We start from the raw sequence: 13,390 nt of genomic DNA on the forward strand, positions 1-13,390 counted from the left end.
CGCCCAGAACTTCCGCGATCCGGTCTTCATAGCGCACCAGGGTGCCGCGCGCCGGCTTGCGTTTGAGTTTCGTGCGATGAGGCGGATCGGACATTTCTTGACAGGCTGACATGCGATGATGCGATTATGCCTGTCGGCACACTAGGGCAGATTTTATTGACCCCTTCACGTCAGAGTCTTAACTATGCGCCGCATTGCAGTCCGTCACTCGCCCATTCATGGTCGTGGTGTGTTCGCCGCCGCGACGATCCCCGTGGGTGATCTGATCCTCGAGTACAAAGGCGAGATCATCTCGGCGAAAGAGGCACAGCGCCGGTATGAACGGTCGGCCGCAGAAGACGGGCATACGTTCTTTTTCGGGCTCGACGACGGACGCATGATCGATGGCGCACAAGGCGGCAACTCCGCGCGTTGGATTAATCACAGTTGCGCGCCCAACTGTGAAGCCGAACAGGAGGGCGACCGGATCTTCATCCGGGCGACACGCAAGGTTGAAGAGGGCGCAGAGATCTTCATCGATTACGCGCTCGATGTCGAAGGGCGCCGAACGGCGGCGCTCAAGCGCCTTTACACATGTCGGTGCGGCGCTCGCCACTGTCGAGGCACGATGCTGGATGCGCGTCGGCAGGCTACTTGTTATGAGGCGCACCTGGCACAAGGCGATCCGTGAAAAGACCGCCGAAAGCACCGGCGACCGCTTCCTCGACGCGTTGAAATGGATTAGCCTGATCGCTCTTCATCGACGACATTCCTGAGTGCGACGGCGATGCAGCAAAGCATGCAACAGCTCGATATATTTGCCGACAGCCGCGACGTGGTACTGCGCAATGACGTCGTGGAGCAATTGCAGCGTCGCCATGCGGTGGACGCGCGAGCCGCACTGACGCAGCTCGCCAGCGAATACCCTGACGACAGCGTGCTGCCTGCGATGACGGTGCTTGTTCGCGAACTCGAGAACGGGTCAAATCTTCCACTGACCGACCACGCGGAGTTGGCCGAGGTCCGGCGACACCTCGAGAATCATGTGATCCCTGCGGTCCAACAAGTGCTGCCCGCACAGGACGCTCATGCGTGGTCGACACCGTGCTGGCGCTCGCTCGCCCAGCGCGCGGCACCACTGATGTTTTGCGGGAATCACAACGAGAATCACGCCGCGCCGCTATGGCTTCGCACGGGGGACTGGGCGGCGGCCACTGACGCCGTCGACACGATCGAATCGTGGTGGCGCATCCCGTCGCCACTTGCCTGGATGACCGAAGCGCGCTATCGAGCGGCCGGCCTCGATGCGGCGTGGCCACTGTTTGCAGAGCTGGCGTGGCTGGCACCGTCACGGTTCGCCGCATTGATTGCCGGGCTTCGGGACGCGTCGCTGGATGCGCTGCGTCGGCGCTTCGATGCTGACTTTTCCGGTACTGGCGAAATCGAGGACTATATGTGGTTCCCGGCCTTACGCGCAAGAGAAAAACAATGGACATCAGCCGGAGCCTTGAAAATGCTGGAATCAGCAGTCTGCGGAGTGTCCATCAGATCGGCCGAAAAAGTGGACAGAGCGACCGTCTGAGTGTCCATCTTTCACCGCAGGTTTCGCATGGCCGGAAGCCCGACAAAGCCGGGCATCCGACCATGCTGGAGCGTGTCAAACCATCGCGCGTCAAGGGTCCGCTGCGCCGGACTGCGCCCGCCCTTGACCCGTTCAGCGGTATCACAGAACCACGATCGAATTTGATACGTCACTACGCCGGGTGACTCGTAGCGGGAACCTTCGCGAGCACCAGGTCGACGCAGGTGAAGCAGCCCGGGTGCCCGTTTCGAGCGAAAACGCCCGCCTCGATCTAGCGCGGGTGCAGGGGCAGGACGCTACCGCCACGTAGCGCGGCCAGTTCCTTGCGCAGGTTGAACACCTGACGCAGCAGTGCGAGCTCGCGAGCCAGCGATTCGTCGAGCTGTGCCTGCAGATCCTTTGCGTCGCCCTTCGCGCGGTTCAGACGCTCGGTGAGTTCGAGCTTCGGGCGCCCGGCGACTGCGTTGGCCGCGTCGATCGCTTCGATCAGCCCGGCGAACTGCGGGCGCGACTTCTTGATGCTGCCCTTCTTGCGGCCCGCCTCGATCGCCACTGTGTCATTGTTGATACGCACTCCTTTTCGTTTCTTCAGCCGCTCAAGGGCGGCGTGGTAGTCGGCCATGGCGTCGCTCATGCTGCCTCCGGTTTGATCAGTTTCTCCTGCGCGTCAAGCAGTCGTTGCAGCACCTGCGCCTCGATACGGTATTCGACGCTCGCTTCGTCAAAAGAGCGTAGCTTCTCGACCGTAGCCCGCTGCGCCTTGATGACTCGCTGAAGCTTCGACGGCACGACGATGAGATTCTGGCAGTTCGATTCAAGGCAATCCAGACGCATCCAGTCGAGCGGCATCGATTTGCACGGCTCGACGCTGGCACAGCCGCCCAGCACCGTCTCGCGGTACGCCAGCTCGCCCTTCTCGAACATCCTGATCGTCTGCTCGCGCGAGTAGACGGACACAGGCGAGGCCTGCACGGCGCGGCTCTGCGTCCACGCTGCGTGCCCGCCGAATAGCCGCTCGTCAGAGAAAAGCACCTGCTCGGCGTACGCAAGGTATTCGGACAGGCCTTGTGCCTCGGCCCATTCCTTCGCGAAGTGGGTCCTGTCGGTGTCGATGAAGCCCTTCGCGAACGCCGAACCGCGCGCGTAATACATCGACATCTCTTGCGTGATGTGCTGCAGCTGACGTTTGAGCGTCGGGAGCGTCACGAGGCCGCTCCGATGAGCGTAGAGGGCCAAGGTCCTGCGAAGCTGGTGCCGAGTGAACGGCCACTGTTGCCCGACCGCGTACTTCGGCTCGTCTTCCCAGGCGCGATGCATGTCGATACGCTTCAGCTCAGCGATGTCCTCGCGAGTGATCGTCGGGAACACGCGCTCACGAAAGGCTTCGATATCGCCATGTATGTTACCCCCGGCCCGGTTTGCCACGTACCCATAACTCGGATTCAGGCCCATCCGGCAGAATAGCAGGTGCGAACGGTCCGTCGATTTCGCATAGCCTTGCGCGCCGTGTGCCCGGTGCGCCTCGCCAGACAGCCGTTGCGCGAGCCTGACGGCGCGAGCAGCGAGCGGACTGGTCACCCAGCATGCGCGCCTCGCACGACCGCCCGACAGCTTGGTTGTGACGCCCTCGATGGTGTAGTGCGTCACGCCGTCCAGGCGGGTCTCGCTCAGGCAGTTGTAGGGCAGAGTCTCTGCTTCCGCAGCGCGCATGCCGGTGAACGACAGGATGACAAGCTGGCATAGTGTGCTAACCGAAGCGACAAGCGACGACACAACGAAACGGCGTTCCATGCAACGGAAATACATAGCAGTCTTTACCAGTTCTGCAGGCACGTCAGGCGTCTCACCAGCGTACACGCGTGCGAGGCAGTCCGACAGAACATCAGCGATGCCCTCAGCGATGTCGAGGTCATGCTGACAGGTCGACAGGAAGTGCTGGTAGATCCGCGTCGGGATGGCAGGGTATTGTGAGTATCCAGCGTGTTGCGCCCAGCGTTCAAGGAGAGGCTTATGCAATTGAACCAGCGGTACGCGCAGCCCTGTGGTATCGGCGCCCAGACGGTGAAGCTTCACCAGAATCGAATGAAGGCGTTGGGCCTTCGCCTCCATCCCGGCTTGCGCCGCATAGTCCAGGACAACGGCGACGTTGGACAGGCCCTCGTAGAGCGTAAGCTGACGTGCGGCGGCAAAGAACGTGAACTCCCTCAGGTACATTGAAAGAGCTTCAAGCGTACCGGACGCCGGTACAGTATCTGTCGCTTCGTGCATCAGAAAGTACATGACCTGCTTCCATTGACGCGTAGTCGCTTCTGAAAGCGCACGGCTCACGCCGTCAGGCAGATGGCCCCTGAAATAGATACAGGTGCTGCATGACCCAATCGCGTATGCACGGATGTCCCAGGCATCGTCACCAAACAGCGAAGCAGTGTTCCCAGCCGTGTCGCGCGTGACGACTGTATCGTCCTCGACCCGGTACCAGTCGGGGCACCCAGGAAGCGGTGCGATCAACGTGTTGTTCATGCCACTCCCAATTCGTAAAGCTGGTCGAGCTTGCCCGACCAGAAAGCGTCCAGATTCCCTTCGACATCAACATCCTGCTCGATTTGATGGACCAGCGCGGCGTCGCGCTTGCGCAGTTCATCCAGCAGGAAGTCAACGCGCCGGAGCACGGCGCCGAACGATCTGTCGTACTGCTCGATCGAGTCGGCACGTCCGCTCACGAGCCTGACGCAATGACGGCAGCTCAGTAGCTTGCGGATGTCGGCAGCGTCAGCGCGTACGCGGTACTGCTCGCAGAAGAGACATCCTTCGGTCGAGTGGCAGTCAGGCTGTATGGTGACTGACACCGCGATTGGCGCAGGCTTGTTGAACTCGATGCAGACACCCACAGCACTTCTGATGCTGCCCGCCGGGTCGTTGCCGGGCCTGAGCACGGTCTTCTCAACCAAAGTAAGGAACGCGCCCATCTCGGCCTTGTGCGCGGCGTCCGAGCCGTTCGAGTACGAATGGAGGGCCGTGGCCAGGGAGTGGCCCATCAGCCTGGCTGCCACGACAGGGCCGTGGTTGCTCACTGCCCAATCCTGCTTCGCCGCGCGCCACTGACGTGCGGTAATGCGCGGCAGCACGATGCCGAGCGTGTCGAGTCGACTGTAAAGCAGAGCCAGAAATAGGGATGTGAGACCCATTGGGCGTCGTCGCTGTGCATGATGCCCGACCACAATGAACAACGAGTCGCAGTCTGCGTCCTGCACCAGATACTCGCGCAACGCCAGATACGCCTTAAGCTTCGGCATGAAACCCAGCGAGACGGTAAACGTGACGTCCTTCCCGTCTGCACGGTACTTGACCTCGCGGAACTTCTGACGGGCAACTGACGCATCCTGCAGGCTCGCGGCGAGCCCCGGGCTCCACGTCATGTCCAGCAGTTGCGCGAGGTTGATGCCCGTTTCGGCCAGAAACAGCGCAGCGAAGCAAGATGCCGCTATCGAAGCGTGCGAGCGACGAATCGGTGACTGCGCGTCCGCGTTCGCCGCCGTAAGATGTCTAGCCGTTCGCCTAGCGATGTGCCACGAGTTCTGACGAGGATTTTTAGCGCCTACCCCAGCCATACGCATCATGAGTTCTTCCCGGCTGCGTGGCTCCCCCGTCTCCAGATTCCAGCCAAGCATTCCGCGCGAGTCGTCGCCGTCACTACGGCCGTGTGTTAGTGGAACAAGACAAAGGCTCTCGCCTCGCGCCGTGGTCACGCGCAGAGGGTATGGCTTGAAGTCGAGTACGAGCGTGCTGATGCTGCCGAAGAGTGCGTCGGCCCATGCGAGCAGGGAGCTTTGTGCCTCGGCATCTGGCACAGTTGTTGGCACATAAGCGGCCTCTTGCTTGCGCAGCACTCTCGCATCGGTGCAGAAGTCGTCGTTTCTGAAGAGCTCACGTAGCATCGACAACAAATTGCGCTGATAGTTGGCGACGGTATTGCGGTTCAGGCTGCCCAGCGCGACCTGTTCGCGCATCTCACGGAAGTAACGATGAACTGCTTCCGCGGAAGCCATCTCGTCACAAAGCACCTGATGCGAGCCCTGCATGTCGGCCCAGTTAACGAAGTCAAGCACAACGCGAAGAGAAGAGTAGACCGTCTTCGGACGCATCGCGCCAAGGGTCATACGCTCGGAAAGCTGCGTCACCAGCAGGCGTACGATCCTAGCGCGCTCGCTGCTGAAGCTTGTTTGGTCAAAAGTGTGTCGTGTGCGCTGACGGCCCGACGTGTCACGCGTCAGGTAGCAGATCCGCCCGATATCGGAACTGCTGTTAAGGCCTTCCCACCTGAGCACCGCGCGCTCGGGGTGCAGCAGCATCGTGCCCTCTGCGAGCGGCATGTGTACTTCCTCGTAGAGGCGGTTCATGCTGCCACCGCGGTATCGAGCGTCCGCGTGACCAGCGTCGACAGGTGCGCGCCCCAGCCGTCCTGCACATCGTCGAACAGCTTGCGGTTCTCGCGGTAGCTGACGTAAATCTCGGTTGTGGACAGCCGCGAGTGCCACATCAACTGCCGCAACTGATCCAGCGCCCGCGTGTAGCTCGTCTTGCTCGCTGTCATCGCGTCGACCGTGTTGAGTCCAAAGGTCGCGCGCAGGTCGTGGTAGCTGAACTCGTACTTGGGGTTACAGAGCTGCAGGCGCATCATGGGCAACAGTTCGTCCCTGATGAACTGGCGCACCGCCTGCCCTGTCTTGACGTGGCGGCGCACGTGCGTGCCAGTGCCGACCGGACCTCGCGACGCGCGATCCTCGTAGAGCGACGCACCTCGATGGCTCAGAAAGAGCGGCTGGTCGAAGTGATCGCCGCCGTCTGCAAGTTGGCGACGCTTGCGCGCACGATCGCTGTGCGCGTAGATGTACAGCCGTTCATAGAAACTGCACGGCAGGTGCAACACGCCTCTGACTCCGCCTTTCGTGTCGATGCCTGTACCCGGCCCGCAGGCGAGCCGGATGTCGTCGCCGTGAAAGTCACCGGGCTTGCGCGCCATGTGTTTCGCACGCACGGTCAGTACTGTCTGGATGCGGGCGCCAGTCAACAGCGCGAACAGATGAACGAGCGTCATCTCGGTGTTGCCGAGTGAGGCTAACGATTCAAGCAGCACCGACTGCTCGGAAGAGGGGAGCGGCCGCAGGCGGCCGCCATCCTGAATGCGATCGTCCCACGGGTCGTCCGCGCGCCGATCGCTGATCGCCAGATCGGTGGTCTTGACCTCGATCACGCTGCTGAAGCCCTTCTGGTCCTTGAACTCGATGAAACGGTCAGATTCGACCCACGGCGCGTTCGCGGGCCGGAAGCCTGCTTCGGTAATGAGCCAGCGATAGAAGCGCACCACGGCGCCCATACGACGCTTCGCGGCACCCGCAGACAGCTCGCCTGCCTGCACGGCGAGCCTGATCGAGGCACTGTAGCGGTAGGTCGGACGTTGCCGCTTGTTCACGGGGAACATCAGCCAGTCGACGCCCTCGTCATCCAGATAACGACGGAACGCCACCAGGTCGTCTGCGATGCTCGCGAACGTCAGCATGTTGGGCGACGGCTTAGACTCCATCATGTCGATGAGCCAGAGGTTCGCCTCAGCCCACGGCGCGCCGTCAGCGAGCCGGACGACTGGGAAGAGAGGGAAGGTACCTGCGATCCATCTCGGACGGGTGTCGCGCCGCCCGCCGGTGTCGGGGTCTGCGATCGGGACCGTGTGATAGATGATGCCGCCCTCGGGCGTGGTGATGCTGACCGGCGTCGCGCCGGGAGTGTCGCGGTCAACGACCTCGGTCAGCGGCAGTTGCCGGATGGTCGTTCGTCTTGCTGTCATCGCCCAGATCCTCATGCTGTGTTAGGGGGTGTCCCCTTTAACACAGCCTGCGAGTATCAGGAAATCGTTCTTCACTTGCGCATACGGCCTGGCTACTCGTCTTCAAGCCAGCGCTCGCGAGCCGGCTGGTTGATGCGCGCATCCAGCGAGATGTGCCGGCGTCGCGTGCCACTGCCTTGCTCGGGGAGATTTTGCGTCGCGAACATGAAGGCGACCAGCACGAGCTGGTGGCTTTACGCGATGAACTCAGCCGGCTGCATACGGGCCTGTTTGACGCCTACATGGCGACCCGGAAAGTGCAGCATCGATGACCGGGTCCGTTCGCGCCACCGGCTTCACTTCCGAGTGGCCGCTGAGGATTTTTTGTCGGAGGGAAAAACAAACACGGGCAGCGAAGTTGTCGGAAGCGTTGCCTCTGCCTGCTTGAGCACTTGCGAGACCAGAGGATCCTTCGTTTCAAGTGAATCACATGAATTCGGTACGGCGGCCCTTTCGGCTGGATCCTGATGCTTCTGCGTCAACGACTCGATCAGGTGCGCGAACCCTCGTAGTCCATGCGGTGATGTCAAAGGTTCCAATGCGGTCGTCCGTGGATGTCGAAGGCCTATAGTAATACGCCAAGGTGATGGTTGCTCTCTCGGCCAGCCGTTGCTTCGCTATCACGGAAGAATTCCGTGCGCACAGGTCCATCGTCAATCAATCACGCCTGTGCGCCAAATGCTGAGGCGGGGCAGGATGGCGGCGACGTCTCAATCTGAAGTCCTCGCTTGAGCGGTATGTGTGTGAGCCGGCGCGGATCGAAGGCGGCCGAACTTTGATTTGATTGGCTTCGGCGTCGCGCTTGTCGATTTTTCTTCGGGGGCTGTCATGCTTCACCCGCTTCCTTGCCCACGTCTTTGAAGTCGTCCCTCGGGTCATCGCCGACCAGGTCTTCGAGTTCAAGTTCGTCAATGAACTCGTCAAGCGATACATCGACGATGTTTTCAGGGAACGATTCGAGTGTGTCGAGCCATTCTTTCACGGCCGTGCCCCTTTCGCCGTCTTTCCAGTCGTCCGAACGCTCGGCGTACGCTTTTTCAAGTTCCCGGTACACATTCTCAAAGTCCGCGCGCACATCTCTGCCCTTCTGATTGTAGTCATCGACCGCGGCCTGAAGCGTCGCGCGCGCGGAGACGAGTGCTTCATTGAACACGCCCACCGCCTGTCCCAGTCGAACGCGCTCCGCGCTGAGGATATCGAGCCCCTCTTCCATGCGCTTGAGGTCTGCCGCTTTGATCTTGAATGTCATGGTTGTTCTTGATGGTGGCGCCAGGCGCAGGGCCGAGCGGGGTTGTCGTGAAAGCCGAAGTGCTCTTCGGCGCGGCGTTCGGTGCGGATGTCGCTGTCAGTTTCCCCATCGTCACGGCGTCGCCGCGCATCGCGCGCCTTGACGTTCCTGCGCAAAGCTCACGACTCGGCGTCGGGAAACTGCGCCCTTGCCGAGTTTCGTGGTTGTCGCAAGGCAAATCATAGTCGGCCTACGTGGCAGGGGTCGCGTTCCGCGCGCTTCGAGTCGGCCCATTCGCTCGGCTGTCGAAAGGTTCGGACATTGTCTCCCGACGTGACGGGCGTGCAAGTTTCGTCCGATAATCGTCACATAAGGCCGAAGCGGGTACGTCGGTCATCCAGCAGAGGTCCGGCCGATCTGGTCGGCGAGAAATTAGCTCGGTAGCCGGACCACTTAAGTCATCTGCTTTGCGGTCGCGGACAGCTTACCCGTCGGCAGCGGGTCGACTGTTGCCGGCCTGGGCGGGTGGGAAGGGCGTGCAGCGCTTATACTTCTGTCAGACGCGGCCCGATGGCTCGGCCGCCACGAAGGTGAACGGGCGACAGATCGTCATGGCCATCCGTACGACACGCGAAGCGCTATCGCGCATCTTCTACCAGCGCTGTTTCTGGCTGTTTGTCGTGCTGCTCACGCTCATCGGTGCAGTGTCGTTTGTGCCGGCGAGCGACAGCGGTCGCCTCGTACTGAACATCATAAATATGTTCCTTGTGATTTCGACGGTTGCAGCAGTCGGCCGCACAACCCTGTCGTTCGTAATCACGCTGTTTCTTGCCATTCCGGCAATGTGGTTCCAGTACCTCGGCCTGTGGCGCGACGACGATGACAGCCTTGCTGTGTCGTGGATGTTCAGCGCTGTACTGTATTCGCTCACTGTTGGATATCTTCTTCGCTACGTTTTCCAACTAAAATCATGACGCCAGACAAGCTGTTTGGCGCTGCGGCGGCGTATCTGTTGATCGGGAACCTCTGGGCGTACGTCTACGCGAGCATCGGATACTTCTATCCGCAGTCGTATATGATCGTTGGGCAGCCGGGTCGGCTCGTTTATGCCGACGCACTCTACTTCAGCTTAACGGTTCTCACGAGCACGGGCTTCGGCGACATCGCGCCACTCACGCGCCCGGCACGCGGCATGTGTATGGTTCAACAAATCACCGGCAGCTTATTCGTCGCTATCTTGATTGCCCGTCTCGCCGGCGTTTATCCCCCCGAGAGAGTTATACCGACGGCGGATCCTAGAAAACAGACATCTGCCAACGACCTCATCGACTGGCGCGAGCCTCAATGCGCATCCTCGGCTCCTCAGGGTCGCTGGCCCGCACATTTGCGCGGGCTTTCGGATGGGTGATCAGATTGAACGGCAGCCCTTGGATCGCGGGCTGGGTTCACGTCTATCGCCGGTTTCGGCGGTTAGACTTCATTGACCTTTCCGAGATCCTCAGGCGCTTCTACTTGAACACGGTCCGATGGGGGATGAGAATAGCGTCTTTGTCTCGTATAACCTCGGGCGAGTTCTCGCTTCGGACGATGATTTTATCCACCGTGTGCCTTTGGCCTGCTGCGCGCCCGCGTTCCAGGTCATGATGACGCCATCGACATTGAGCATATAGATGGGGTAAGCGGTGATGCTCGGCACGAGTCGGCGACCCACGAGCTCGGTTGCATGATCGGGGCGCGCCGGCGCCACACTCTGTCGGGCAAAAGCGGCGAGGAAAGGCGGTATTCGTTGATGCTCATCGACAATTAGTGGGTCGCCAAACGGAAGAACGACACGGCGTCGGTCAAGCGACGCCCTTGCTCATCGAGGGATTGCGATGCCGCCGCCGCTTCCTCGACGAGTGCCGCATTCTGCTGCGTGACCTGATCCATCTGCGAGATCGCCTGACTCAATTGCTCGATGCCGCGGCTCTGTTCGGTTGATGCCGCCGCGATTTCGTTCATGATGTCGCGCATTTTCGAGACGGCGTGCAAGACCTCGGACATCGTCCTGCCCGCTTCGCCGGCGAGGGTCGAGCCTTCCGCGATGCGTTCCACTGAGGCCCCGATCAGCTCTTTGATCTCCTTGGCCGCACTCGAGGATCGCTGCGCGAGACTGCGCACCTCTGAGGCCACCACCGCGAAGCCGCGTCCTTCCTCGCCCGCGCGCGCCGCTTCGACGGCCGCGTTCAGGGCAAGGATGTTCGTCTGGAACGCGATGCCTTCGATCATGCCGGTGATGTCCGCGATCATCGAAGAGCGCGAGCTGATGTCCGTCATTGTCTCGATCATGCGGCTCACGGCCGCGTTGCCGTGTTGCGCGACGGCCGATGCGTTCGCGGACAACACGTTGGCGTGTTGTGCGTGCTCGGCGTTCTGGCGCACTGTGGAAGTCAGTTCTTCCACGCTGGATGCCGTTTCCTCAAGCGCCGCGGCCTGCTCTTCGGTGCGCGTCGACAGGTCGACGTTGCCCGTTGCGATTTGGCTCGAACCGGTCGCGATGCTGTCAGCGGAAGCGCGCACATTGCCGATCAGTTCGACGAGGTTCTTCTGCATGGTGCTCATCGAGGCGAGCACGCTGTCGGCGGGCGCGTTCTGCGCGTCCGCGACAGGACTCAAATCGCCGTCCGCGACGCGCTTCGCGACGGCGCTCAGCGTATCCGGCTCCGCGCCAAGCGCGCGCAGAATGCTGCGCGTGATGGTCACGCCCGCGAAGATCGCCGAGAACACAGCGAGCGCGCACACGCCGAGCAGCAGCATGCGCGAGAAGGCGTAATGCGCCGCCGATTCCGCGACGAGCTGTACTTCGCGCGCATGCGTCATGTCCGAATAGTCCTGCGTCGCCTTGACGAGCGCGGCGAGCAGGGGACGGCATTCGTCGTTCATGTGGGCGATAGCTTCGTCGTGCTTGCCCTTGAGCGCGAGGTCGACGATGTTGAGCGCGACAGGCCCATACAGCGACTCCACTCGATTGATCTCCGCCAGGCGAGCCCGCACATCGGGCGGCACATCCGTCGCACGCTCGACCAACTCGTTAAATTTGCGCAGATCGCGTTGCACGTCCTCATGCGCCTGGACGACGGCGGCCTTCTCGAGTTCGAGATCGGCAGGCTTCGTAACGAGCACGAGGTTGCGCGCCGCAATGGCGCGGCGGTCGACGGCGTTGCGCACGCTTGCCGCGAGGCTGGCGCGCGTATTGATGCCGTCGACGAATGATGAGAAACGTTGATTCGATTCATGCAGCGCCTCAATGGAGAGCGCCGCGACGATCAGCAGGGCGCCCGTGAGCATGCCGAAACCGATCGCCAGTTTGGTTTTCACTCGCATTCCGTGGAGTTTCACGTTCTTCCTTTCTTGGTCGCTTGAATGGGATTCATTCGCGCATCGTCGTTGCGCAAATCATGGCCTGTTAAAAGCCTGATATGGCTTACGGCAGGGTCGCGCGAACTTTTAGATTGACGAAATCTGAACGTCATGCGGCAAACGTTTGTTGTTCTCCTTAATTTGTAACAGAGAAGGTGAGGGGCTCCATGGACTACGCGAGGCATTTGAATCTGACTTCGGGCTTGGGGTCAGCGACCGTGGAACGCTCCGACTCGCTCCCGCCGTCGACCGAATTCCCGAGTCGCCGACTGCAAGCAGTCTTTGCGGCGGCTCATCCTGAATCGGCGTAATCGAGAGTAAGGAGGGGCTGTACGTCGCGGTGCTCGAAGCGATGTATGCGCGGTTCGCAATACGAGAGGGGAGTTTGGAGTTGTCAGGTCTCCAACCCGCCGCGGCGATACGCGAATCGGCGCAATCGATCTGGACTTACCTACGTGAGAATCCGCAGTGGCTGAGCCTCATCAACAAAGAAAATTTGCACGAAGGCCGATATCTCGAGCGCTCAAGCAAATTGCGCGAAACCATCTCTCCGGTAATCGACCTTGTGCGCGTCACGATCGAACGCGGTGTCGCAGCAGGAGAGTTTCGGCACGGCATCGACCCGCTCGACTTCTACGTGACGCTGGTGGAGATTGGCTACTACATCGTGTCCAATCGCTTTACCCTGCAAGCATTCACTGGCCGGAATTACGGTGAATACCACCGCCAAGCTTCGATTTCCAACCTGCATGCGGACATGCTGCTCGCGTACCTGCGGCCGGCCTCGCCCGCGGTCGAATGACCATCCGTACGAGACGACCCAAGCGCTCGCGGCGGGCAACCATCACATGGTCGGCGCGAGTGAGACAGCGTTGTTCAGCGAGGCCGGCCTGAATCTTCATATCCGAGCTGTGGAATCGCTCAGACGATTTTAGGGTCGCAATCTTATAGTTTCACGGGAAACGCTTAAAAAAAGCAAACCGATGCGTTACCGGGTGCATGTGGACTATCATGTTGATGATCATGCGCATGCATACCAACGTGAAGGAAAGCTCATGGGCAACTTAACCGCCAGGCCACTGCGAAAGGCGACAAATGTCACCGTGCCAGTCGATGTCTATCAGCGGGCAAAAGAGCTCGGCATTAATTTTTCGCGCACGTGTGAGCAGGCGTTGCGGGAAGCCATCAAGGCCGAAGAGGGCCGCCGGTGGGCAGAGGCGAATGCCGATTTCATCAAAAACACCAATGAATGGGTCGAAAAGAACGGATTGCCCCTTGCTGAATACCGGATGTTTTGATGGCGCGATTCGACGTCTATGCG

Annotated in this window: 13 protein-coding genes; 6 read left to right on the forward strand and 7 right to left on the reverse strand. The window is 60.7% G+C overall.

Features of this window, described 5'->3' with window-relative positions; genetic code table 11:
- Positions 1–184: 184 nt before the first annotated feature.
- Both AWB74_RS41730 and AWB74_RS46690 read left to right on the forward strand, forming a co-directional pair.
- Positions 185–670 (forward strand): SET domain-containing protein, encoded by a 486-nt coding sequence (locus tag AWB74_RS41730; protein ID WP_061152384.1) that lies wholly within the window; start codon positions 185–187, stop codon positions 668–670.
- A 108-nt stretch (positions 671–778) separates the two neighbouring features.
- Positions 779–1,561 carry a fibrobacter succinogenes major paralogous domain-containing protein gene (locus AWB74_RS46690; protein WP_160110388.1) on the forward strand — a complete coding sequence of 261 codons (783 nt, stop codon included), beginning with the start codon at positions 779–781 and terminating at the stop codon, positions 1,559–1,561.
- 271 nt (positions 1,562–1,832) lie between these two features.
- Here AWB74_RS46690 and AWB74_RS41740 read toward each other — a convergent pair whose 3' ends face one another.
- The 6 genes from AWB74_RS41740 to AWB74_RS41760 form a co-directional block, all read right to left on the reverse strand.
- On the reverse strand, positions 1,833–2,195 hold the full coding sequence (locus AWB74_RS41740; RefSeq protein WP_061152386.1) for a hypothetical protein: 363 nt from the start codon (positions 2,193–2,195) through the stop codon (positions 1,833–1,835).
- Positions 2,192–4,081 carry an integrase gene (locus AWB74_RS41745; RefSeq protein WP_061152387.1) on the reverse strand — a complete coding sequence of 630 codons (1,890 nt, stop codon included), beginning with the start codon at positions 4,079–4,081 and terminating at the stop codon, positions 2,192–2,194. The genes AWB74_RS41740 and AWB74_RS41745 overlap by 4 nt, the downstream gene beginning before the upstream one ends.
- On the reverse strand, positions 4,078–5,958 hold the full coding sequence (locus AWB74_RS41750; RefSeq protein ID WP_061152388.1) for a hypothetical protein: 1,881 nt from the start codon (positions 5,956–5,958) through the stop codon (positions 4,078–4,080). The genes AWB74_RS41745 and AWB74_RS41750 overlap by 4 nt, the downstream gene beginning before the upstream one ends.
- Positions 5,955–7,403 carry a site-specific integrase gene (locus AWB74_RS41755; protein ID WP_061152389.1) on the reverse strand — a complete coding sequence of 483 codons (1,449 nt, stop codon included), beginning with the start codon at positions 7,401–7,403 and terminating at the stop codon, positions 5,955–5,957. The genes AWB74_RS41750 and AWB74_RS41755 overlap by 4 nt, the downstream gene beginning before the upstream one ends.
- A gap of 92 nt (positions 7,404–7,495) precedes the next feature.
- On the reverse strand, positions 7,496–7,624 hold the full coding sequence (locus tag AWB74_RS48320; RefSeq protein WP_268811243.1) for a hypothetical protein: 129 nt from the start codon (positions 7,622–7,624) through the stop codon (positions 7,496–7,498).
- Between the two features lie 644 nt (positions 7,625–8,268).
- Positions 8,269–8,691, reverse strand: coding sequence for a hypothetical protein (locus AWB74_RS41760; protein WP_061152390.1), 423 nt, complete (start codon positions 8,689–8,691; stop codon positions 8,269–8,271).
- A 590-nt stretch (positions 8,692–9,281) separates the two neighbouring features.
- On the opposite strand from AWB74_RS41760, the gene AWB74_RS47935 reads away from it, so the two are divergent.
- Positions 9,282–9,644: a hypothetical protein gene (locus AWB74_RS47935; RefSeq protein ID WP_235024908.1), complete on the forward strand. Its 363-nt coding sequence runs from the start codon at positions 9,282–9,284 to the stop codon at positions 9,642–9,644.
- Positions 9,641–10,078, forward strand: a complete 438-nt coding sequence (locus AWB74_RS47940) for a potassium channel family protein (RefSeq protein ID WP_235024909.1) — start codon at positions 9,641–9,643, stop codon at positions 10,076–10,078. Before AWB74_RS47935 ends, AWB74_RS47940 begins: the two co-directional genes overlap by 4 nt.
- 395 nt (positions 10,079–10,473) lie before the next feature.
- Here AWB74_RS47940 and AWB74_RS41775 read toward each other — a convergent pair whose 3' ends face one another.
- Entirely contained in the window at positions 10,474–12,048 is a 1,575-nt protein-coding gene (locus AWB74_RS41775) for a methyl-accepting chemotaxis protein (protein ID WP_407642544.1), read from the reverse strand.
- A gap of 361 nt (positions 12,049–12,409) precedes the next feature.
- On the opposite strand from AWB74_RS41775, the gene AWB74_RS41780 reads away from it, so the two are divergent.
- Together AWB74_RS41780 and AWB74_RS41785 are read left to right on the forward strand one after the other, a co-directional pair.
- Positions 12,410–12,871, forward strand: a complete 462-nt coding sequence (locus AWB74_RS41780; RefSeq protein ID WP_235024910.1) for a TetR/AcrR family transcriptional regulator — start codon at positions 12,410–12,412, stop codon at positions 12,869–12,871.
- Positions 12,872–13,124: 253 nt separating this feature from the next.
- Complete coding sequence (locus AWB74_RS41785; protein ID WP_061152393.1) at positions 13,125–13,367, forward strand: type II toxin-antitoxin system CcdA family antitoxin; 243 nt, start codon at positions 13,125–13,127, stop codon at positions 13,365–13,367.
- Positions 13,368–13,390 lie beyond the last annotated feature (23 nt).

This window comes from Caballeronia arvi, assembly GCF_001544695.2.
GTDB classification, from domain to species: Bacteria; Pseudomonadota; Gammaproteobacteria; order Burkholderiales; family Burkholderiaceae; genus Caballeronia; species Caballeronia arvi.